Raw genomic sequence first — 22,923 nt, forward strand, 5'->3', positions numbered from 1 at the left:
TCCATATAAAAACCGGGAGGATAGAAGCCGGAGCCTCTACCCTCCAACATAATAGGAGGGGTGGTTTAAGCAGGAATTGCTTCCGCAATCGCTTCACGCGCCCAGACACGATGGTTCAAGATCAAAGTCTTGAAGCTATCTTGTACTGCTGCAAACTGCCCATTTGCCAAGGTTCCTTCATCGCTAACCAAGCGTAAATGTTCAATCAGCTTGCCTTTATCGCCCAAGAACACGATTGGTTTTAAATGTTTGTAGGCTTCCAGTAGATAATGAGTCGCTACACCATCTTTCATTACCACATCGTAATTGTCACCGTCAGCAATCACCACAGCATCATAGGCGATGGATGGCTCTGCTTTTTGCATACCATCGGAAGGAATCACCTCGCCTTGCTGACCCAGTACCGGACCCGGTTTTGGGGTCAGTACATCGACCACAGCACCTTCTGATTCTGCCCAGGCTTGAACAGCTTTGATACTGGCCTCATTGGCCTTGTCGTGCACCAGTAGCGCAATTTTGCGTGCCTTAATATCTTCAGGTTTAAATGCCTCGAAAGATAAGCGTGGTGAAATCTGCACATCTGGCAATATTGCTGCCTTTTTCTCTGCCGGAATTTCAATGCCCAATTGATCAGCAACTTGCTGAGCCAAGTCCAGATCGATATTGCAGAGCACTTCCAGAACTTCACGCTCACGAATATATTTACGTTCCACCTTGCTCAGCTCGAAGACATAGGCATCGACAATATGCTTTTGCTCATGAGGTGCCTGACTGCGATAGAAAAGGCGGGGCTGACTAAAGTGATCACTGAAAGATTCACTGCGCTGACGAATCTTGTGTCCATCAATACGCTCCTGATAGCTTTCAAAACCACCACCTTGTGCTGCGGACGGAGTTTCAGCCGGCCAGTTATTGTCAATCGAATTCGGCTCATAACTGGCTTGACCGGTATGCACAATACGCTGATGTAGACCGTCACGCTGGTTATTGTGGAATGGACAAACTGGCTTGTTGATTGGAATCTGGTGGAAGTTCGGGCCACCTAAACGGCTGAGCTGAGTATCGGTATAGGAGAACAGACGTGCCTGCAATAACGGATCATTGGTAAAATCCAGTCCCGGTACGATATGTCCCGGACAGAATGCCACCTGCTCGGTTTCACCGAAGAAATAATCGACATTACGGTTCAGTACCATTCTGCCAATCGGTGTCACTGGCACCAGTTCTTCCGGAATAATTTTGGTTGGATCCAGCAAGTCGAAGTCGTACTTCATCTCATCTTCTTCTGGAACGACCTGTACACCCAGTTCCCATTCCGGATAGTTACCGGATGCAATCGCTTCATATAAGTCACGACGATGGAAATCCGGATCCTTACCTGCCAGTTTTTGTGCTTCATCCCAGACCAGTTGGGCTAGACCCTGTTTTGGGGTCCAGTGGAATTTCACAAAAACCGCTTTATTCTCGGCATTGATAAAACGGAAAGTATGCACACCAAAGCCTTGAATGGCTCTTAAATTACGCGGAATACCCCGATCCGACATGGCCCACATCACCGCATGTGCAGATTCAGGGACTAAGGAAACAAAGTCCCAGAAAGTATCATGTGCAGATGCACCGGTAGGAATCTCGGTCTGAGGTTCAGGCTTGACTGCATGTACGAAATCCGGGAACTTGATCCCATCCTGAATAAAGAATACCGGCGCATCATTCGCTACCAGATCAAAGTTACCTTCATCAGTATAAAACTTGGTCGCAAAACCGCGAATATCACGTACCGTATCTGCTGAACCACGCGGGCCCTGTACGGTAGAAAAGCGCACAAATACTGGCGTTTGCACACTGGTGTTAGTCAAGAAGCCTGCCTTGGTCAGTTTTTCATTACCCGGATAAGCCTCAAAATAGCCATGTGCGCCGACACCGCGGGCATGCACAATACGTTCAGGAATTCGTTCATGGTCAAAATGGGTAATTTTTTCCCGAAGAATAAAATCTTCGATCAAGGTCGCCCCGCGAACGCCTGCCTTGAGACTGTTCTGGTTATCGGAAATTTTAACCCCTTGATTGGTGGTGAGTGCCTGCTCGGTCGCATCACTGCGATATGCGTCGAGCTGCTCACTTTTTTTATTGGTATTTTGTTTGTCTAAACCGTCTTTACCAGTCGCGGGGCTATTGGCCTTAATTTTCATGATGTATTCCTTGCTGAGCTTGAGTTTAGTTCAGATATTTTTGGTCTATCTCAAAGTCGCTTGAGCTGATATGTTGCATGGCTTGACCAATCAAACTCATCCCGCAAGTCAATCTGCTACAGCCGATCCTGTATCAGCCTCACATTTCTTCTGAATATGCTGACTCGAAGCATTTTTGCTTTTCTGGGATTATTGTTATTGGTTTCGCCTGTGTCCTAACATAACTGCATTTGAGAAAGAGATTTATTATTGTTTGTAGTGCCTTGTTTAATTAAGGCAGCATTGTGTTATTTTTTATAAATTTTGGGTTTATTGATGATTTAAATTTTCATCTAAATAATTAATTTAAAATAAAGTATTAAAATTTCGCAGAGATATTTCGAAATAAAGATTCAGTATGGTGATATGTGATCTTGCTCATAAATAGGCTTCATGACGCAACACGATGTTTCAATCTTGAAATGATTAGGACTTTTTAGAAGTTGAATTTGCCATAAGAAATTAACGTGCTACCGCTGAAGATGGCCAAAACTTGACAGATTTAAATAGTTACAATCCTGTGCCCTGCTTATACATAATGACTAAACTTCCTGCCCTTATATTGATCTAATATCTATAACTTATAACCACTTAAATCCATCAGCCTGTTCAGATCAAATACAAAGTTATAGAGATTATTTCATCTCTTGGCTCGGGCTTCGACTACATCCGACTTTATTTTAATACACAGTATCGCGTTAAGTTTGAAGGAGTAAGAGCATGGCCTCTTCTAAAAAAGAATCTAAAGCAATGAAAATTGATATCGGGATTTCGCATGATGATCGCGCCAAAATTGTCGACGGTTTATCCAGACTTTTAGCAGACAGTTATACCCTGTATTTGATGACCCATAATTTTCACTGGAATGTCACCGGCCCCCAGTTCAACAGTCTGCACAACATGTTTATGACCCAATACACCGAGCAGTGGAATGCGCTGGACATCATTGCTGAACGTATTCGGGCTTTGGGCTTTGCAGCACCCGGTACTTATAAACAGTTTGTAAAACTCACCTCCATTAAAGAGGTCGAAGGTGTGCCTAAAGCCGAAGAAATGATACGTTTACTGGTAGATGCACATGAAACTGTGGCACGTACCGCCAGAAGTATTTTTTCGATCATTGAAGAAGCCAATGATCAGCCGACTGCTGACATTCTCACGCAAAGACTGGAAGTACACGAAAAAACTGCCTGGATGTTGAGAAGTAATCTGGAACAATAAAACCTGATGGATGAAATTTGAGATCAGGCTCATGCAAGGATGAAGCGCAAACTTGTGGTAGTGCCACTAAGTTCGGTTTCATCCTGATGCTTTCAATAGGTATGATTTACCGGCGCTCAATGATTAGATCAAGCTAAAAGACAGAATCATTAGCATTCAACCGTCAAAATTTAAGGATGTAGGCAATCGCGTACATCCTTTTTTCATGCCGCGTTTATTTAAATCTCAGGCATGGAAATAATTTAAGGGCAGTTTTAAATAAGAAATTCCATTTTCTTCCGCTTCAGGAAATTGACCGGCACGCATATTGATCTGAATCGCCGGTAAAATCAGTTTGGGCATGCCCAATTTGGCATCCCGCTGCTGGCGCATTTCAATAAAATCAGCTTTGGCCGTGCCAGTGTGAATATGGACATTATGCTGCTTCTGGGTCTGAATATCAGTTTCACAGACAAAGTAGTCGCGATGTTCCGGTAAATAGTCATGACATAAAAATACCCGGTTGGCGTCTGGCAACTGATACAGCTTTTGAACCGAATCAAATAAAGTCGCGGCACTGCCTTTAGGAAAATCACAGCGCGCTGTGCCGTAATCCGGCATGAACAAGGTATCGCCGACAAAGACCGCATCCCCAATCACATAGCTGAGACAGGCCGGTGTGTGGCCCGGTGTCGGAATGTTATAGGCCTGCAATGAACCAATGCTGAATGCTTCATGATCAGCAAACAGATAATCAAATGGCTGAGCAAGATTAAACTGCTTGATGTCCAGATGATAGATCGCGCCAAAGGTCTCTTGAACCACAGAGATATGATGGCTCATGGCCATTTTGCCGCCCAACTGTGAATGCAGATATTGCGCTGCGGTCAAATGATCAGCATGCACATGAGTTTCAAGAATCCACTCAACTTCAAGTTCATGTTCTCGTACATAGGCGATGATGCGATCCGCGTGCGTGGTCGAGGTGCTGGCTGAGGCAGCATCATAATCCAGTACGCTATCAATTACCGCACATTTTCCAGTGGCCGGATCACTCACGATATAACTAAATGTATTGGTATCTTCATGAAAAAAATCCTGAACCACAGCGCTCTGACCCATGATGATGCTCCTGCCCATTGACGATGTAAGTAAATCCCTGCCAGCATGGCAAGAATAAAATAAACGGCCTGATAGTGACCTAAACCGATCAAGGTCAGACTGGATGCCGGACAAATACCGGCAATTCCCCAGCCGACACCAAATAAAAGACTGCCCGTCACCAGTCTAGAATCAATTTTCTGATTGGTCGGTAACTGGATCGGTTCATCAAATACAGTTTTCGTAGCCAGATTTCGACTGGCTTTTTGAAATGGAATAAAGGCAACCACTATCGCGCCCAACATCACAAAGGCCAGACTCGGATCCCAGTCGCCAAAAATATCCAGGAAATCCAGAACTTTTTCAGGATTGGCCATACCAGAAATCATCAAGCCTACCGAGTAACATTCAAATTTAACCCAGTCCGGAATGGTGACTGAACATGTTCATTCATTCTTCAGCATTCATCTTTCAACTGATCCAGAATGAAATAATTAACAATATTCCGGTCAACACGGTGAATAAATTTAACAAAACAGGATGCTGGGTCTGATAGTCAGAAATAAATTCTGCCGGGGTCAAAGATCTGAGGCCAGCCCGATATTGCAGGATAGAACCGATATTGATCAACATACCGAATAGAATGACTGCAATTCCCAGCCAGTGACTATAAACAATTTTATTCTGATATTTTTCCGGATCGACCAGTTGCGCCAGTAAATTTGATTTTTCAATCACAAAGCCAAAAGCAATCAAGGTCAGCCCACTACGATTCCAGGCTAATGCAGTTCTTTCTAAGGCAAATAAAACTCTTGGATCCTGTAAGTTGGACATTCTGGTTCCTTATAGTTTGGATTAATCTTGATGCGAATTGCTCGAATCGCTTTCAATCCGGCCATCGACCAGATTGATGGTACGGTCACAAGTGGCAGACAAGCGCGGATCATGCGTGACCAAAAGTACGGCGCAGTCGCGTTCACGATGCACTTTACGAAATAGTTCAAACATATCAGCCGCGGTCTGGGTATCCAGATTACCTGTCGGTTCATCGGCCAATAATAATGCTGGCTCAGTAACCAAGGCCCGGGCAATGGCCACCCGCTGCTGCTGCCCTCCAGACAGTTCATTCGGTTTACGTTCAGCAAATTTTTCCAGCCCCACTGCAGCGAGTAAATCACGTGCGCGTTGCATTGCCTGCTGATTGGGTTTGCCATGCACCATCATTAAAGGCATGAGAATATTATCCAGTGCACTAAAGGCCTGAATAAGATGGTGAAACTGAAATACAAACCCAATACTGTTGCCGCGCAGCGCCGTACGACCGGTGTCATCCATCGCACTGGTAGGTTGTCCCAACAAGTACAGCTCGCCGCTCGTTGGTTTATCTAGCAGTCCCAGAATATTCAATAAGGTACTTTTCCCAGAACCGGAAGGACCAATGAGGGCGGCAAAGTCGTTGCGATCAATGCGCAGGTCAATACCATGCAAGACCTCAACCTCATTGGGCTGGCCAATATTATAAGACTTGCGTAGCGCTTCCAGACGCAAGACTTCCTGAGATTGCTCAGACATGACGAATCGCCTCCACCGGATCGAGTGCCGCGGCCCGGCGTGATGGCACCGCTGCAGCCAGTACGCCTGTTAATGTCGCCAATAATAGCGCCAAAATCACCAGCTCAATCGAAATTGGAATATAGAATAATCCTGGCCCAAAATTATTAAATACCCACACCAGACCATAACTGACTATGCTGCCCAGCACCGAACCGAGCAAGCCAAAGATTGCGCCCTGAAACAGAAAAACTCTCAAGATTTGCGATTGGGTTGCACCTGTCGCCCGCAAAATACCAATTTCCCGGGTGCGCTGCACCACACTGACGGACATGACGCTGGCAATCCCGAAAGCCACTGAAATTGCGACAAATACAATAATCATATTGGTGGACAGGCTTTGTGCGGTAATGGCATTCATCAGTTGGGCATTGGTTTCAATCCAGCTTTCGGCTTTTAATGAGGTCAGGCGTCCGACTTGTGCGGCAACCTGGTCTGCCTCAAAAATATTGGCAATGGTCAGGTCAATCACCGTTACCCCGCCTGGCAGACCGAGTAAGGACTGCGCCTGCTTAAGATCCAGATAAACATAACGCGCATCCAGTTCGCGCACGCCCAGCTCAAAGATACCGGCAATATTCACCAAGGCACTGTTCTGTTGGCCAGTATCGAGTCGCAACTTGCTGCCGACCTGAACACCGAGGTCTTTGGCCAATTGACTGCCAATCAGTACATCATCCGCGCCGACCCGCAACTGGCCACTGATTAAATATTCTTTTAATGGAATGATCTGCTGATAACGTTCTAAATTCATCCCGACCAAGGCCACTGATTCGATCGCATCACCACGTTGTACAAAAGCTGGCCCCGACACCACCGGCGAGACGGAGGTCAGTACAGGCAACTGGTCTAGTGTTTCGGTAATCTGTTGCCAATTGTTAATCGAACGCAGGCGCTGTGCCCGTTTGTCTTCCTGCAATAATTGCACTGTTCCGGCGGGAGGTGACACAATCCGGTTGACTTCATCCGGTGACAGCAGACGAATATGAGCCTGTGTACCTAAGGTTCGTTCAACAATATTGGCTTGCAGCCCCTGAATCAACGCAGTGATAAAGACGATCACCGCTACGCCCACGGCAACCCCGATGGTGATCATGATGGACTGCGCGCGACCCTCGCGCAAAAAACTGACCGCGATTTTCCATTCGATCCAGAGCCGCCCGAATAAAGTTTTCAATCGAAGTTCACCGGTAATTCATTTTTACTATTGGCCATATCAGCAGAATTCTGTAATGAACTCTGGTGTGGTTTTAAGCGAACTCTGGTGCCATCCTCCAATGAAGATTCGGCATCTACCAACACCTGATCACCCTCGCTCAACCCGGATTTCACTTCTGACATGGCCAGGCCACGCAAGCCCAAAGTAATCTGCTGACGCTGTATTTTTCCATCACGTACCATTAAGACCACGGCTTTATCTCCCTTGATACTGCTTAAAGCATCATTCGGAATAGCCAGAGCCCGTGCTCGTTTGGCCGTCTCGACATTCACCGATACCGTCATGTCCTGACGCAGAAAATCTGGTACGGGATTGACAGTTAACCTGACTTCTACCGTACCTCGCTGTGGATCGATACTTGGTGCAATAAAGTTAATCCGGGCCGGGAAAGACTGATCCGGATAGGCATCGCTAATTACGGTGGCATTTTGCTGCAAGGCGAGTTGCGGTAAATTCCGCTCATCTAGCGGTACCCGGATTTCTGTATTCCCTGTTAACGCAATGGTAAATAAAGTTTGTCCCGGCTGAACCAGATCACCCGGCTCGACATCGCGTGTCAATACTGTACCGGCGACCGCCGCTCGAATCTTGGTTTTGGCCAGTTGCGCCTGTGCCACCGCCAGCTGTTCCCGAAGCGACGCTTCTTCGACTTGACCCGCAGCCAATGCGCCTGCTTTTACCCGGGCTGTCTCATAATTATTGCGCGCGACTCTTTCTGCTTCCACAGCCTGTTCGACTTCTTCCCTCGACAGGATGCCGGCTTCTGCATTACGTCTACGTGCTGCTTCTCGGCTGGCCTGTTCCAGCTGAGCTTTGGCACTGGCCAGTTCTGCTGCAGCCTGTGGCCGTCGGCTGCTTGCCAATTCGGTCAATACCAGCTCGGCCTGTCTGACTTGGGCCAGCAATTCATCCGATTTCAATACCACTAGCAGATCACCCGGTTTGACCTGATCGCCTTCCTGCACCAAACGTTGCAGAACCACACCACTAATTTCACTGCCTACCTGGGCACGTGAAACTGTCGCAACACGTCCGGTCGCAACAACATTTTGTACCAGCGGCATGGCACTCAGCGTATAACTAGGCACCACTGGCCCCTGCCACCAGCGAAATAGAGCAAACCCTACTGCCAGTAGCAATACGATAATGAGCAAAATTTTATAGCGGGCAGCGCGCAATGAGAATCTCCGGTTGATTCGTCTAATTTGAAATAAGAAAGTCAAAACTGTATTTGTTTTTTTCCTAAGGTTTAATTTACAACAAGTTTCTAATTGGAATTATAGGTATTTTGTTGAGTTTGAAAAGAATGTTGAGTTCCTGTCCACTTTTTTGAGCTAGCTTAAGTCGGTGTCAGTCAAGTTCATCTATGGCAGATCCAGACACGGAATCAAGTAACAGAAAATTGTATTAAGTTTAAGGAAATGGAGATGTGATCAAAAAACAGGCTAGATCATGATAGAGCTTGCCTGTTCAATCGTTTGGGTGTTAATTGAATATTAGTTAAATATTAGACCGTACGACGCAATGGCTGATCACGCTGCGCCAGACTTTCGCCCATTGGCACGAGTCGTCTATCAGGCTCAATCTTTTGCCAAGGCAGGTCATTCGGGTCTGCTTTCATGGCCCCAGGCGCTTTTGCGACTAAAATGGCAGCAGCCATGTCCTGAAAATCTGCACGAAAATGTACCGAGCTTTTCACTACAATAATTGATTTATCTTCAGGCACAACACCAAAAATTCTAAACATATTACGATCGAGCAACTGGGCTTTGTAAGAGCTGACTGCAATTTCAATACCGTCTATTTCCAGTAATATACTCGGGCCGATATCCGCCTCAACGCCATGCATCATGGGTCCGCCATAGCTGAATTTTCCATCGCTATAGGCTTTGATTTTAAATTCAGCGCTAAATGGGGCATCCCCGACAATACCCGATGTTCCACCCAGTTGCGCATAAAAATGCTGACCAAGCTCAAACTGATAGGCTTGTTGCACCACCGCGGGATCGACAATGAGGCCAATCAATGCATTTTTAACCGGATGTCGATATAGCGCCGATAACATCCCGGTCGTATTCGAATCACCACCGGCTCCCGGATTGTCCTGAGTATCGGCAATCACCACGGGTTTGGCCGAATAATGCTGTTGATAAAGTTGAAGTGCTTGCTGCACGGCATGATCTGGTGATAAGAAATCCATATTCCAATGCGCTTCTTGTTGCAGCACATGGTCGATATAGCGTTGCATGGCCTGATCTAACTGCTCAGCGTTTTCACTATAGCCCCAGATACAACCGCCACATTCCTCAAAATCTGCCGCCGGAAAACCCGGCGTAAAATTCATCTGGACAGGATTATTTTGTTCTAGCTGTTCGAGTAAATTCATACAAGACTGGGTAGGTTCCAGCTCGGTACATTGTGCATTCAACGCAATCAAAAACGGTAGCTTGTACATTTTCTTATACAGTTTTTTGCCCTCGAATATTTGATTCAGCAGTTGGGCACAGCGTTGTCCAGTTTGGGCCATATCTACATGCGGATAAGTCCGATAGCAAATCAATGCATCACTATGAGCAAACATCGCTTGCGTGACATTGGCATGGAAATCCAGACTGGCAATTACCGGAATGTCCGACCCGACTGCTTCACGAACCCGTCTTAACAATTCCCCTTCACCATCATCCACCTGTTCACTAACCATGGCACCATGCAGATCCAGATACACCGCATCTACCGGATGCTGCTGGATGCTTGCAATAATTTCATCACAGATCCGTTGGTAAGTGTCCTGCTCTACATGCGCTGAAGGTGAAGTGCCAGCCCAGATTACCGGCAAAAGTTGATAACCGAATTGTTCTGCTTGTTGAATAAAACCGCCAATCGGAATGTTCTGTTCCCGAAATTTCAGGACATCTGCGCCGCGGCTAAGCGGAGGAAATCCCCCGCCCTGGACAAAATCCACATATCTTGCTTTGGTCGGGGCAAAGGTATTGGTTTCATGTTGAAAGCCCGCAATGATGATTTTCTTCATATCTTGAATCCTTCCTATGCTGCATGATTGATTATTTATCGACGATTAAGGCAGCGCGTGTTACTTGCTGGGAAACAACTTGCTTTTTCAGTCTGAAGGCATAGATCAGGAAAGTGCCTCCGAGCATCATGATCACAGCAATCGTGAACCAGCCTGCCAGCATGGAACCGGTCATTGACTGCGCCATGCCCATAATATTTGGACTGACAAAACCACCGAGTAATCCGATACTGTTAATCAGGGCAATTCCGCCTGCTGCCGCACTACCGCTTAAGTATTTCGATGGAATCGACCAGAAAATGGTATAGGCACTAAACATAAAGGCCGTTGTGGTACAGATCGCAATAAAGGACAGCAGGAAATTCGCACTGATCACCGACAACATCAAGCTGACTCCGGCCAATACCGTAGGCACTACACAATGCCATTTCCGTTCCTGCCATTTGTCCGAGCTGCGGGCAAAAATGATCATGAAAATTGCACCGCATAAATATGGAATCGCCACCAGCCAGCCAATCATCTGCAAATTCTGGATACCGCCCGATTTCAATAAAGATGGCAGCCAGAAACCAATCGCATAGATCCCACAGATAATGGTGAAGTAGGCCAAGGCCATGAAATAGATCCAGGGATCCTTCAACACCGCTTTAAAATTGCTATGACCAGTTGCAGACTGATGCTGTGAAATTTCTTTTACCAATAAGGCTTTGTCCTCTTGAGACAGCCATTTTGCTTGTGAAGGATGATCGGTTAAATAAAAGTATGCTACGCAGCCCAACAGCACGGTTGGCACAGCTTCCAATAAAAATAACCATTGCCAGCCAGAAAGATTATAAATCTGATGAAAAGTACTCATGATTTGCGTGGATAATGGTGCACCTAACATACCAGCGAGTGGCCCGGCCAGCATGACGATCGCCATCACACGTGCCATGCGTGCACCGGAATACCAATAGGTCAGATAGAAAATCATGCCCGGGGCAAAAACGGCTTCGAATACACCTAGTAAAAAGCGCAAGACATAGAACATCTGCGGGGTGGTGACAAATAGCATCGACATGGAGGTCAGGCCCCACAAAATCATGATGCGGGTGATGGTTTTTCTGGCGCCGACTTTTCAAAATACAGGTTGGTTGGCACTTCAAACAGCACATAACCTAAAAAGAATATGCCGGCTGCCATGCCATAAATTGCATCGTTAAAACCCAATTCCTGCTGCATTTGCAACTTGGCAAATCCGATATTGATCCGGTCCAGATAAGCAAAGAAATAACATAGCAATAAAAATGGCAGCAGGCGCCAGCTCACTTTCTTGTAAATCTGGTCTAACCGTTGTTGACGGGAGGTCATTAAATCCATCTAAAACTCCTTTTTATCTAGATCTTCTTATTGTTCAAAAACAATGTAAGCATGCTCCTGACTTGATAACAATGTAATTTATTAGGCATACTGATGCTTTAAAAGCATCAGAGTTTTTATGGACAGAAACTTGCAATTCCTTGCGCCACTGAACGGAATCAATGAAAAGCGTTTGCGTTATTTCTATACGGTGATGATGTTTGGCTCGATGCGCAAAGCGGCAGATATCCTGAATATTGAACAGTCCGCCATGAGCCGACAAATTCAACTCTTTGAATCAGAATTAAAAATAAACCTGTTCAAACGTAAGGGACGGCATATTATTCCGACTGAAGCCGCCTATCTGGTACTTGAGTATTTTAAGGAAAATAAGAATCGTGAAAATGAATTATTTGACAGTTTATTTCAGCTGCAATCTTCTCAACTTGGCAAAGTGAACATTGTTTCAAGTGAAAGTTATATGCAACACATGATTTATGATGTACTTCGACATGTGCACCATAAATATCCAAATCTTGAAATCCAGTTAGAATTAATGAGTGCCCAGCATGTAGTACGACATATCGTGGACAGCCTAGCGCATATTGGACTTGCGTATAACCCCCCATTTCATACAGACATCAGCACCATTGCCCATAAAACAGAACCTTTTATTCTAGCTGTTCCTGCCGATCATCCTCTTGCCAAGCTCAAGCATCGCATTTGCCTATCTGAAATTTCAGCCTATAAATTTGCCTTAATGCCTGTGGGGCATGGTTTTCGTCAGCTACTCGACAGTGAAATGGTGCGCTTACAAGTGAACCTGAATATTAGCCTGACCACCAATTCTATTTATGCCTTAAAAAATTATGTGGTGGCTGGACATGGGATTTCCGCCATGCGCTATGCAGATATTGCAGATGCAGTAAAAGAAGGTCAGGCCGTTGCCTTAACTCTTGATTCCGAGCTGTGCAATACGGCTCAGACCCAATTGATGGTTCGTAAAAACACTCATTTGTCAGAGTCGAAGCATTTATTAATCGAGCGTATTCGTTCTAGTTTTGATTTGATCTTTTAAATCGCTTATAAAGTTTAGGTAATAAAAAAGCCACTTAGATAAGTGGCTGATTTATAACAAGAATTTTGGTGGAGGTGGCGTCAATTGAACTCAAAACCTAACTCATTCATTTTAAAGCTCTTTTATTGAATAAAAAAATTCATTGACCCAATTTTGACCCATATTAGATTTAGTGCATTGAATCACTTTAAAATCTTGTTCAAATCCGAATTCAGGATTTGAAGTGGCGTACGGCATTATAGCAGAAAATTACACCTAAAAATAAATGCAATGTTATAACATTTCAATTAGCTCATTATGATATTAATAATCACATCAACCTCAGTATAGTTCAATTTTTTAATTTGTACTTTTGCTTAGGACTCTTAGGCTTATCAGGAAGGGTACGTTCAATCACACCTGCTTCTAATGCTGGAGTTAAATAATTTTTTTGGAATGTGGCTCGATGGGACAAGTCTAATAGAGCCATAAGCTCAGTTAAGCTATATGCTTTCTGCTCCATATTCTGGATGAGACGTTTAACTTGATCGCTAACTTGTACGCTAGCTTGAGCGGTATATTGATCGCTGGCATCAGAACTAAGTATTGCATCTAGAATCATCTGCAAAATAAACTCAATAAAAGGTGCAGAATCTGAGCGATCTGTGCTCGCTTGCAATGCATCGTAATAAGCTTTTTGGTTTTGATAAATCAAGCTTTCTACAGGGATATTGAGAAAAATTGGATTCCACTGGCTTAAGATTAAAGTTTGCCATAAACGCCCCATCCGCCCATTGCCATCAGCAAATGGGTGTATAAACTCAAATTCATAATGAAATACTGAACTCTGAATTAATGGATGCTCATTACCCTCAGCCAACCAATGCAATAATTCTCCCATTAAACGGTGAACTTGATTCGCAGGCGGAGCCATATGCACGACCCGATCCCCTGACATCACACCCACACCACTATGGCGATACTGTCCAACCTCATCAATCAGTCCTGTCATCAATATTTGATGTGCTTTAAGCAAATGCGATTCTTGATCAGGATTCCAATCTTGAATTTCTTCATATGCCTTTAGGGCATTACGTACCTCTTGCACTTCTTTAGGTGGAGCGATAACGGTCTTGCCATTCAGGATTGCGGTGATTTGCTCTGTACTCAAGGTATTCCCTTCAATTGCTAAAGACCCTTGAATCGTTCGAATACGATTGGCTTTTCGCAATTTAAGGCTATCTTGGATTTGGGTTAATGCAGTCAAACGCCCTATTGATTCACTAATTTGTGCAATCAAGTGAATAATTTTAGAGGTGATCGTATAAGGCGGTTGATATTTCATGCCATTCCTCATTGATGTAAAAACAAAGCACAGTTGATTAAACTCTAAAATATTAATATTTCATAGCTTAGTGAGTAATATCTGCTATTAACATGCTTATCTTTTCTGAAACAGTGAGCTAACTAATCGCTATTTCTTTTAAAATAAACCTATGCATTCTCGTTAAAATACTTAGGTTTCTTCATTACAGGACAGCATTATGTTTATTCATGCCGACTTCTCACAACCCGTCATCATCAAACCAGAAGATTACCATTGGGTGAAATCTCCAGGAGGTGAAGTCGATAGAATGATGCTTGATCGTATTGGCGATGAGAAAGCACGTGCAACTAGCCTTGTGAAATACGCACCAGAATCTGCCTTTCCTGAACATCAACATCCTTTGGGTGAAGAAGTCCTCATATTGTCAGGCATTTTTACCGAGAATGCTGAAGATGATTATCCGGTAGGCTGGTATTTACGTAACCTCCATCATTCAACTCATCGGGTTTCCAGTAAAGCAGGTTGTTTAATCTTTGTGAAACTGATGCAAATGACTGAACATGAGAGAGAACCAACCCGGATTAACACCAATGACTTAGCGAATTAGAAGCTTACCCAACGTCGGATGATATGCCCGCTATTTCAATCTGAACATGAGCAGACCTATTTAGAAAAGCTAGAACCTGATCAAATTTTCGTAGAGAAATCAGAACAAGGGATTGAATTGTTCATTATTAAAGGTCAATTATTTTGCGGCACTGAAATATATCCAGCAGGTTCGTGGGTCCGTCTTCCCCTCAATAGTGCTGCTAAATTTCAGGCAGGTCCATCAGGCGCAACGCTTTATGTCAAAACTGGTCATCTACAACATGCCATAGATGCGTGGGTGAAATGAACAATAATGTGTTTCCGAAATGAAGCTGTCTCGTGTCTAGAATACTTGGAGCAGTCCACTTACCACTTTTAAAACTCATACAAAATGTAATGATATATCACTACATTTCTGATCTTTATTTTTTCATGTATGATCAACTAAGACAAATTCAGGGATAAGGTAATGTTTGAAACTATCGATGATTTAAAGAAAAAATTAGATCAACATCGCCCCCTCTCTCATTCAATTGTAAAAAATTTACAAGAAGACCTTATTCTTCGCTGGACTTATCATTCAAATGCAATTGAAGGTAATACACTTACTCTACTAGAAACAAAAGTAGTACTGGAGGGTATTACTGTTGGTGGAAAGGCATTAAGAGAACACTTCGAAGCGATCAACCATAGAAATGCAATTTACTATGTTGAAGATATTATTCGAAAAGAAGAACCTTTTTCTGAATGGCAAATTCGTAATATCCATCAACTCATTTTAAAGAATATTGATGATGATAATGCTGGACGTTATCGTCAACAAAACGTCCTGATATCAGGTGCTACCACTACCCCACCTGACTATACTTTGTTAAATGATAAGATGGCTCAATTGGTAGATTGGTATAATAGTGAAGCACATAAGCTTCATCCTATTGAACGTGCTGCTAAAGTACATGCGGATTTTGTAGGTATCCATCCCTTCATTGATGGTAATGGGCGTACATCACGCCTATTGATGAATCTAGAATTACTTAAAGCTGGTTATCCACCTTGTGTTATTACAGTAGAAAATCGTTTGGCTTACTATGAGGCTCTTGATCAGTGGATGGCTTACGGAAAAACCGAAGCCTTTATCAAGTTAGTCTCCGATGCAGTGCTAGAAGGATTTAAACCATATCAGGTGGTATTAGGTATTTAGCAAAGCTTGTACGGTAGCTCGGACAAAAATGAGACTGTAAATTAAATTGTGTAATTGCCTGAATTTGCTATGTTCATATTCACAACGGAGTCAGGCAACATGATGAACGAACAAAAACTAAAAGACCTTGCTGCAGAATTTGCTAAAGGAATCAAAACAGAAGAAGATCTCAATCAATTCACCCAATTGTTGACTAAACTCACTCAACATCATCCGACGGTTCCATCGAGTTCAACCACTGCCAAGGCCATCAATTACAGTCTGAAGCGTTGGCCAGCCTTAAGCCGCTATCTGGATGATGGCAATCTACCCATTGACAATAACTGGGCAGAGAACTCAATGCGCCCCTGGGCATTGGGCCGTAAGAACTGGTTGTTTGCAGGTTCGCTGCGCAGTGGACAGCGAGCGGCAAATATCATGACTTTAATCCAGTCAGCAAAGCTGAATGGGTTGGATCCGTATGCCTATCTCAGTGATGTGCTGAAAAGGCTGCCGACGCATAAAGCGACCCAAATAGAAGAATTACTACCACATCGCTGGAAATCCAACTCAAATTAAAAAATAGGCATGGGGTTCAGCGGACGCTTACGTTTAATCTTAGGTTTTTTCTTAGGAAGCGCGTGGCAAAAATTTAGTTACACCGATACGTGTTTGGATTTAGGTGGTGGGCAAAATCCAGGGAATTATCCAATTTGTGTGATTGATGCAAAGTAGGGGAAAATAGTATTAAACTCTTCATACAGCTCAAAAAACATGCTTAATTCGACAGTATTGTATGATAAAGTTAAAAATATTCACGCTCTTTGAAGTTAGAGGTCTGCGCTGTTGAAGGACTTGCTTTTATCTTTAAAATTAAATCTTCGTAAACTCATTTTGATCTCGACAATTTTGAGCGTGTCGGGTTTATTTGTTGTTAGTGTATTTATTTTAAATTATGTCATTAAACAGCAACTTATTCAAAACTCTCTTTCTGTAAATGAAAAATATGCTGAAAAAATTGCTCTTAGTGCAGATCAGCATTTTAGCGATATGCTTAAAGAATTAGAATATAGTGCAGCGCAGTTAGAAAAAGATTTAAATAACCCCGTTTTAAAATATAACGAAGTCTCTCGTTTAAAAAACCAGTCTGATAATTTCAATAGTATTTTATTGGTTAGCGCTAAACAACAAATGTTAGCCTATTCACCAAGTAGTTTGGGGTTAAGTTTTCAACAGACTTATGGTACTGAAGGGATTATTGAATCTTTACAAAAAAAGAAAACTTATATTTCCTCTCCATATTGGTCGGTGAATAACAACCTTGTAATTATGATGTCAAAGCCGATACATGGGAAAAATAATCAATATTTAGGACTGATTAGTGGTATTATTCATTTACATAAAAAAAATGTACTCAATGAAATGCTGTCTAATCAGTATGATTATAAAAATAGCTATATGTATGTTGTTGATCAACACGATCGAATTATTTTCCATCCAGATGAAAAACGTATTGGTGATAAAATTGTCAATAATACTGGTTTGGGCTATATAAGAAAAAATAAAAGTGGTTCTATAAGATTGGTGAATAGTCGAGGTGTTGATAACTTAGCAGGTTTTGCACATATCCCAAGTGTGAACTGGACAGTAATATCTCAACAGCCTACAGATGAATTGTTTGCTAAAGCAAATACTTTAATTTTAAAAGTATCTTTGGGTATTTTTATTTTCTACTTATTTATTTTTATCTTGATTTGGTGGATTTCTAATTTTATTGCTTCACCACTGAATCGTTTGGCTAGAATGGCAAGTATGCTGAATCAGCCAGATATTCAAGATAAAATTAAAGAGGTCGATCCTTGGTATTTTGAGGTTTTAAAGTTTAGAACGTCAATGTTGCTCAGTTCTGAAACGTTTAGTCACCGAATTTCAGAATTAAAGCAACATGTAAATACAGACCCACTGACAGGTTTGTATAATCGTCGTGGTATGCAATTTTTTTAAATGAATTAATTGATACGCGGACTGAATTTGCAGCCTTAGCCATAGATATTGATTTCTTTAAAAGGGTCAATGATCAATATGGGCATGCTAAAGGTGATTTAGTGTTGCAGACACTTGCACGATTTATGCAAGATAATTTCAGAGAGCATGATATTTGTTGCCGCAGTGGTGGTGAAGAGTTTGTTGTATTAATGATCACAGGCGAGCCAAGTGTGGCGTATAAAGCCGCAGAGCGTCTGCGCAAAACCATGCAGGAAAGCACTATTCATGACATGGGGCAAATCACGATCTCTATAGGCATTTCTTTCTGGCCTAAAGACGCACTAGATGTCTCTGAAGTTTTGGAGATAGCTGACAATAAGTTGTATGAAGCAAAACACAGTGGGCGTAACTGCACACGTTCTACGGCTGAGCTGGAATCTTAAGGTTATACCTGCTTAGCCTAACCGAGGCAGAAGATGGATAAAGATCAAGAAGCAACCATTGTGGTAGATGATGGCCCTGAACAAGTAAAATACGAGTTGCTCAAGGAAAAACTCAAATATAAACAAGCGGCCAGAGAAAACTCCAAGAAAATTGATCATAAACAGGTGCGTCTGAATATTCAGGCCGATGCGCTGCCAAGTAAAACCTTTTTTATTATGAATGCTTTGGCTGCTGTTATTGCAGGTTATGGCTTATTGTCAAATTCTGCTGCAGTAGTGATTGGTGCAATGTTAGTAGCAATGATGCTTGGGCCAATATCCGGGATTGCGCTAGCTTTTATTGATAACCGTTGGTTGTTGTTTAAAACAGCATTCAAAACCTTGGTGCTTGGCGTGGTTATGATTGTTGTGATTGGTGTGGTGTTGGGTTTAATCAATATTAATCTTCCTATTACCCATGAAATTTTATCTCGCACTCAACCTACCATTATGGATTTGATGATTGCGCTCGCTGGCGGTGCAGCGGGTGCTTTTGCCGCAGTTTCTCCACGTCTGTCGGTGGCTGTGGTTGGGGTTGCGGTCGCAACAGCTTTGGTTCCACCTTTGGTGGCGAGTGGTATTTTATTGGCCCATTTGGAATGGAAACATGCGGCCAATGCGGCATTATTGGCTATGACCAATATTGTTGCCATACAAATTAGTTCTTCACTTGTATTGTGGATGGCTGGTTTTAGACGTGGTTCAGATGAAGAAGTACAGAGTAATGTATTGGAATTCATAAAAAGAAATGCAATGAGTTTGATTTTTTTATTGGGTTTAGGAGTTTATTTAACATTTAATTTTCTTTTTATGCTCAATAAGCAAATTTATGAAAACCATATAGAAACGACCATTGCTGAACAATTGAATCAGCATAACAATTTAATTGATACGGTACAGTTTGACCGTCGTAGTGACATGACTTTGGTTCGGGTAGTTTTACGTGGTGATCTTGCTCCTCAAACACAGCAAATTTCAGATTTGAATCAGAAATTAAAACAAGACCCAAGAGGCAAACCAAGTATGGTACAGGTGCGTTTTATTCCAGTACAAATTATTCATGCGAAGGAAAGTCCTGAATTTGATATGAAAAAAGTGGAAGCTGAGCAGTTAGTGCAACCGTGAGTTGTTTTGCGGTAGGGTGATCCAAAACTTAAAATATTCTGATATTGAAAAAGGTGAGATTTTTTTCTAAAACAATGATTTTTAGATATTAAAAAGTTATAGATCCTAGTTTTTTTCAATATCCCACGATGGAACAAGAATTATTTTTAATAAATTAACCCCACTGCAATTAAGCCAGTTTTAAGATGAATCTCAACTAATAATCAGTTACATGTATCAGATGTATCAGATGTATCAGATGTATCAGATGTATCAGATGTATCAGATGTATCAGATGTATCAGATGTATCAGATGTATCAGATGGTTCTGCCATACATCAAAATTCAGTACAACACCCTTTATGGGGTATCGGTTTTGTCACTTTTTCAAATGAATCTTTCTTACGGATAAGATTCCCTGAAATTGATGAAACTAAAGAGATTCCCAAAAACTCAAAAGCTATAAAATATATTTAAAATGAAATAAGCCACTCAGATAGAGTGGCTTATTTTTATGAAATTGATATCGCTTTCCAACTGTAGGTATCTTTATCTCTTTGCTTACTGAAGATAGCCTGTACATTGATTAGTGTTTTATAGAGGTGGTCCCACTTGTTTGAACAACTAAAAGCTTATTTATAAGTGATATTCTGCTCTAGTTAAGCTACCTTATTTTGTTGTGGTAGCTGGTCATAGTAAAACTCATCTGGAGTCATTTTGTCCAGACTCGAATGAGGTCGTTTCAAATTATAAAATTCAAAATAGGCATTTAATTGCTTTTTCGCATCAAAAACATTGCTGTAGGCTTTGAGATAAACCTCCTCGTATTTAACGCTCCGCCATAATCGTTCAATCATCACATTATCAACCCAACGACCTTTACCATCCATCAATACAGCGCATCAGCTTCAGATCTGATGCACTCACAGGTTTTGGGCGATAGTAATAACAACCACGGGAGACTTTCAGTAGCTTAGCTTGCTTAGATACTGAAATCTGAAGTGAGTCGTCGATTAACTTTTGTGGTTGAAGCGGCCCAGTTTCTTCAACACACCTTCTAAAAAATCAATTTCTAATGCCTGCTCACCGATTTTTGCATGTAGTTTTTTTAGATCAATGGGCGGTTCGCTGGTCGAGAAAGCCACTTCCCTCTCCCAATAGGAATACCACCTTCGATTCTTAAATCAGTATTTTTATGATTCGACTCAGAAACACCCTTTCCAGCAGTAATACGTAATGCTGAATTAAATGACATTCGTTCTGAACAATACCATCTATGACCTAGCTTTAATGGCTTTTTGAATTCTCTTACGATTTTTTCAGAAGAACTTAAAATAATAGTGCTTTGATTTTTTTGAGGCCTTCTATCATCTTGTGTCCATAAACCTCCATAACTTTCACACAAAATAAGACAGCCTGAATCTAAAAGCTTTTTAATTTGAGGAGGTGTTCCATACTCTTTCAGTAATTGGCTAAAAGTCCCATGCCAAAAAGAGTTTTCTAAATCTGATCGTCTGTTACCTTTTGATATAAATACTTCATCTAGTTCATCACCATCCCACCCGCTAAAACTCACTGAAATAGACCACAACAATGTGAAGTGTCTAGGTGATTCTCTAGAAATTTCAACGAGAATAGTTTCAATTAAGTGCCAAAAATGATGTGTTTCTAAAGATTGATTATTACGATAACATCGTAATAAATCAGCTAAGTCTTCGCTCATGCGCTCAGGAAGACAATAAGACCAACTCTTTAAATAATTCAATAAAATATTTTGATTATCCAATGCCTTATCGGGTAATTCTTTGAGAATTTTTTTTAGATCAGCTCGATCCTTTCTAGAAGGATATGCTAATTTTGCTGCATACCCAATTAAAGTCCAGCTACCTGGTTCAGGAAGAACTATTTCTCGATATAAATCATCTTTTTTATTAATCCAAATAGCTAAAGCTTTCCATAGGTTATTTACACCATCGACTTTTTGCTCTGCTCCTTTACCATCATCTAGCAATGTACCTAAGCGTTCCCTATATTGTTTACTATCACCTGCGTTGGTCGTAGTAGCAGCAACCACACAAGAAAGAACAAGGTAATGAAAATTGTTATATGCATAAAGACCACTATATACATGATTTTTTTGCCCCAATACTATTTGTACAGAATTTCTGGTAAATAATGACATGAAGGCTTGAAGCACTGTCTCATCTGAAAAATTCTCAACACCAACTGCCGCAGCAAGACCAGCGGGAGTGACATCCAATGAAGTCAGTTTTGTAGTCCCATATGGCCCATCTGTTCTAAGGTAGTAATTCTGAAGACTTTCCAACCAATCATTAATTTTTAAATTATGGAGTATTGACTCCTCAGTTTTCTGCACAAATCTACCTATTTATAAAGACCATTTAGTAAAATGAATTTTTTAATTTAATGATCTTAAAGGAAATAAAAAATATTTAAAACTCTACTTTTATACCAAAAAACCGATTCGCCCTACCATCCAATTGCTTCTTGATTTTTCCCAATCTGGTATGACCTGAGCCATTAACTGATAAAAGCGTTCACTGTTGTTATTATCAGCTAAGGGTATTTTACATATATACCTATTACAGAGATGGTGGCAATTGAACCCTCACTAAAAATCCCGATATAACTGAATCTTACCGTCTAATCTCATTCATATTTTTACCAAACAATTACCCACATAATCTTTTCTAATAATATTCAACTTCCTCCTACTTCCTTAGCCTAATACTAACTATATTTTTTGGATGGCTTCGGGACATTTTCGGACAAAAAATATGATAACTTATTCACGATAATTTTTAATAATTTTAGAGGGATAGACATCAATGACTTTGAACCAAACACCAGTGAACCGTACCGGGTTTGTCGGAGACTTTTTTATTTAAGTTAGGCCACCTGACCTAACGGATTAATCTTATCATAGTACATTGCTTCAAACTCAAAAGGCGATACATAACCCAGTGCACTGTGTACACGCTTTTTGTTGAACCAATCTACCCAATTTAATGTCGCAAGTTGTACATCCGCTAAACCTTGCCAATCTGCTTTTAGATATTCAATCACTTCTGTTTTGTATAAGCCATTCACCGTTTCAGCCAAAGCATTATCGTATGAATCACCTGTCGTACCGACTGATGCTCGTAAATTTGCTGCTTCTAAACGATTGGTATAGCGAATAGAAAGATATTGAACACCTCTATCTGAATGATGAATCACATTCTTAGGCATACCTCGATCGTGCAATGCTTGCTCCAATGCATCGAGCACCATATCTGTATTCATCCGTGTAGATACTTTCCATCCAACAATTGCTCGTGAGAACACGTCAATAACAAATGCGGTATATACCCAGCCTGAATTTGTTTGAATATACGTAAAGTCACCCACCCATAGTTGGTTTGGATGATCAGCATTAAAATTACGTTTCACTAAATCATCTGCCCGTTT

At 41.8% G+C, this 22,923-nt stretch carries 15 protein-coding genes and 6 pseudogenes; 7 read left to right on the forward strand and 14 right to left on the reverse strand.

The genetic code is table 11. The features are described 5' to 3' along the window. Window positions 1–65: 65 nt before the first annotated feature. Window positions 66–2,189, reverse strand: coding sequence for a catalase HPII (gene katE / locus ACNPNW_RS13585; RefSeq protein ID WP_420937713.1), 2,124 nt, complete (start codon window positions 2,187–2,189; stop codon window positions 66–68). 759 nt (window positions 2,190–2,948) lie between these two features. On the opposite strand from katE, the gene ACNPNW_RS13590 reads away from it, so the two are divergent. Then, window positions 2,949–3,449, forward strand: a complete 501-nt coding sequence (locus tag ACNPNW_RS13590) for a Dps family protein (RefSeq protein WP_004646199.1) — start codon at window positions 2,949–2,951, stop codon at window positions 3,447–3,449. A 225-nt stretch (window positions 3,450–3,674) separates the two neighbouring features. On the opposite strand, the gene ACNPNW_RS13595 is transcribed toward ACNPNW_RS13590, so the two are convergent. The 9 genes and pseudogenes from ACNPNW_RS13595 to ACNPNW_RS13635 all read right to left on the reverse strand — a co-directional run bounded on the left by ACNPNW_RS13595 (window position 3,675) and on the right by ACNPNW_RS13635 (window position 11,749). Continuing rightward, window positions 3,675–4,550: an MBL fold metallo-hydrolase gene (locus tag ACNPNW_RS13595; protein ID WP_420937712.1), complete on the reverse strand. Its 876-nt coding sequence runs from the start codon at window positions 4,548–4,550 to the stop codon at window positions 3,675–3,677. A gap of 5 nt (window positions 4,551–4,555) precedes the next feature. Beyond that, window positions 4,556–4,960, reverse strand: a pseudogene (locus tag ACNPNW_RS13600) (DUF6691 family protein); the annotation flags it as partial. Between the two features lie 40 nt (window positions 4,961–5,000). Then, window positions 5,001–5,363, reverse strand: coding sequence for a YidH family protein (locus tag ACNPNW_RS13605; protein WP_253174452.1), 363 nt, complete (start codon window positions 5,361–5,363; stop codon window positions 5,001–5,003). 21 nt (window positions 5,364–5,384) lie between these two features. Then, window positions 5,385–6,101 carry an ABC transporter ATP-binding protein gene (locus ACNPNW_RS13610; protein ID WP_420937711.1) on the reverse strand — a complete coding sequence of 239 codons (717 nt, stop codon included), beginning with the start codon at window positions 6,099–6,101 and terminating at the stop codon, window positions 5,385–5,387. After that, window positions 6,094–7,317 (reverse strand): ABC transporter permease, encoded by a 1,224-nt coding sequence (locus tag ACNPNW_RS13615; protein WP_420937710.1) that lies wholly within the window; start codon window positions 7,315–7,317, stop codon window positions 6,094–6,096. Before ACNPNW_RS13615 ends, ACNPNW_RS13610 begins: the two co-directional genes overlap by 8 nt. Beyond that, window positions 7,314–8,537, reverse strand: coding sequence for an efflux RND transporter periplasmic adaptor subunit (locus ACNPNW_RS13620; RefSeq protein ID WP_420937709.1), 1,224 nt, complete (start codon window positions 8,535–8,537; stop codon window positions 7,314–7,316). Before ACNPNW_RS13620 ends, ACNPNW_RS13615 begins: the two co-directional genes overlap by 4 nt. 329 nt (window positions 8,538–8,866) lie before the next feature. Beyond that, on the reverse strand, window positions 8,867–10,390 hold the full coding sequence (locus ACNPNW_RS13625) for a M81 family metallopeptidase (protein ID WP_420937708.1): 1,524 nt from the start codon (window positions 10,388–10,390) through the stop codon (window positions 8,867–8,869). Between the two features lie 31 nt (window positions 10,391–10,421). Further along, window positions 10,422–11,450, reverse strand: a complete 1,029-nt coding sequence (locus tag ACNPNW_RS13630; RefSeq protein ID WP_420937707.1) for an MFS transporter — start codon at window positions 11,448–11,450, stop codon at window positions 10,422–10,424. Window positions 11,451–11,470: 20 nt separating this feature from the next. Further along, complete coding sequence (locus ACNPNW_RS13635; RefSeq protein WP_420937706.1) at window positions 11,471–11,749, reverse strand: hypothetical protein; 279 nt, start codon at window positions 11,747–11,749, stop codon at window positions 11,471–11,473. Between the two features lie 118 nt (window positions 11,750–11,867). Between ACNPNW_RS13635 and ACNPNW_RS13640 the strand changes: the two genes are divergently transcribed. Further along, window positions 11,868–12,806, forward strand: coding sequence for a LysR family transcriptional regulator (locus ACNPNW_RS13640; protein ID WP_396469824.1), 939 nt, complete (start codon window positions 11,868–11,870; stop codon window positions 12,804–12,806). A 331-nt stretch (window positions 12,807–13,137) separates the two neighbouring features. On the opposite strand, the gene ACNPNW_RS13645 is transcribed toward ACNPNW_RS13640, so the two are convergent. After that, entirely contained in the window at window positions 13,138–14,130 is a 993-nt protein-coding gene (locus ACNPNW_RS13645) for a Fic family protein (protein WP_195725040.1), read from the reverse strand. A gap of 199 nt (window positions 14,131–14,329) precedes the next feature. Here ACNPNW_RS13645 and ACNPNW_RS13650 point away from each other — a divergent pair. The 5 genes and pseudogenes from ACNPNW_RS13650 (at window position 14,330) to ACNPNW_RS13670 (ending at window position 19,473) form a co-directional block, all read left to right on the forward strand. Further along, window positions 14,330–15,007, forward strand: a pseudogene (locus ACNPNW_RS13650) (cupin domain-containing protein). Window positions 15,008–15,169: 162 nt separating this feature from the next. Beyond that, entirely contained in the window at window positions 15,170–15,901 is a 732-nt protein-coding gene (locus ACNPNW_RS13655; RefSeq protein ID WP_180096838.1) for a Fic family protein, read from the forward strand. Window positions 15,902–16,012: 111 nt separating this feature from the next. After that, a pseudogene (locus ACNPNW_RS13660) lies at window positions 16,013–16,459 on the forward strand (IS66 family transposase); the annotation flags it as partial. Between the two features lie 267 nt (window positions 16,460–16,726). Continuing rightward, window positions 16,727–18,309, forward strand: a pseudogene (locus tag ACNPNW_RS13665) (sensor domain-containing diguanylate cyclase). A gap of 33 nt (window positions 18,310–18,342) precedes the next feature. After that, window positions 18,343–19,473, forward strand: coding sequence for a DUF389 domain-containing protein (locus ACNPNW_RS13670; RefSeq protein ID WP_195725041.1), 1,131 nt, complete (start codon window positions 18,343–18,345; stop codon window positions 19,471–19,473). Between the two features lie 638 nt (window positions 19,474–20,111). Here ACNPNW_RS13670 and ACNPNW_RS13675 read toward each other — a convergent pair. From ACNPNW_RS13675 to ACNPNW_RS13685, 3 genes and pseudogenes are all read right to left on the reverse strand, one after another. Next, window positions 20,112–20,582: pseudogene (locus ACNPNW_RS13675) on the reverse strand (integrase core domain-containing protein); the annotation flags it as partial. Beyond that, window positions 20,561–21,829, reverse strand: a complete 1,269-nt coding sequence (locus ACNPNW_RS13680) for a hypothetical protein (RefSeq protein ID WP_195725043.1) — start codon at window positions 21,827–21,829, stop codon at window positions 20,561–20,563. The pseudogene ACNPNW_RS13675 and the gene ACNPNW_RS13680, both read right to left, overlap by 22 nt. A gap of 533 nt (window positions 21,830–22,362) precedes the next feature. After that, a pseudogene (locus ACNPNW_RS13685) lies at window positions 22,363–22,923 on the reverse strand (IS3-like element ISAba19 family transposase); the annotation flags it as partial.

Source organism: Acinetobacter endophylla (assembly GCF_053543775.1).

Excerpts from the sequence above, each read along its gene's own strand:
- katE (WP_420937713.1), bottom strand. The coding sequence starts at position 2,189 with ATGAAAATTAAGGCCAATAGCCCCGCGACTGGTAAAGACGGTTTAGAC.
- ACNPNW_RS13590 (WP_004646199.1), top strand. The coding sequence starts at position 2,949 with ATGGCCTCTTCTAAAAAAGAATCTAAAGCAATGAAAATTGATATCGGG.
- ACNPNW_RS13595 (WP_420937712.1), bottom strand. The coding sequence starts at position 4,550 with ATGGGTCAGAGCGCTGTGGTTCAGGATTTTTTTCATGAAGATACCAAT.
- ACNPNW_RS13605 (WP_253174452.1), bottom strand. The coding sequence starts at position 5,363 with ATGTCCAACTTACAGGATCCAAGAGTTTTATTTGCCTTAGAAAGAACT.
- ACNPNW_RS13610 (WP_420937711.1), bottom strand. The coding sequence starts at position 6,101 with ATGTCTGAGCAATCTCAGGAAGTCTTGCGTCTGGAAGCGCTACGCAAG.
- ACNPNW_RS13625 (WP_420937708.1), bottom strand. The coding sequence starts at position 10,390 with ATGAAGAAAATCATCATTGCGGGCTTTCAACATGAAACCAATACCTTT.
- ACNPNW_RS13630 (WP_420937707.1), bottom strand. The coding sequence starts at position 11,450 with ATGTCGATGCTATTTGTCACCACCCCGCAGATGTTCTATGTCTTGCGC.
- ACNPNW_RS13635 (WP_420937706.1), bottom strand. The coding sequence starts at position 11,749 with ATGGATTTAATGACCTCCCGTCAACAACGGTTAGACCAGATTTACAAG.
- ACNPNW_RS13640 (WP_396469824.1), top strand. The coding sequence starts at position 11,868 with ATGGACAGAAACTTGCAATTCCTTGCGCCACTGAACGGAATCAATGAA.
- ACNPNW_RS13645 (WP_195725040.1), bottom strand. The coding sequence starts at position 14,130 with ATGAAATATCAACCGCCTTATACGATCACCTCTAAAATTATTCACTTG.
- ACNPNW_RS13655 (WP_180096838.1), top strand. The coding sequence starts at position 15,170 with ATGTTTGAAACTATCGATGATTTAAAGAAAAAATTAGATCAACATCGC.
- ACNPNW_RS13670 (WP_195725041.1), top strand. The coding sequence starts at position 18,343 with ATGGATAAAGATCAAGAAGCAACCATTGTGGTAGATGATGGCCCTGAA.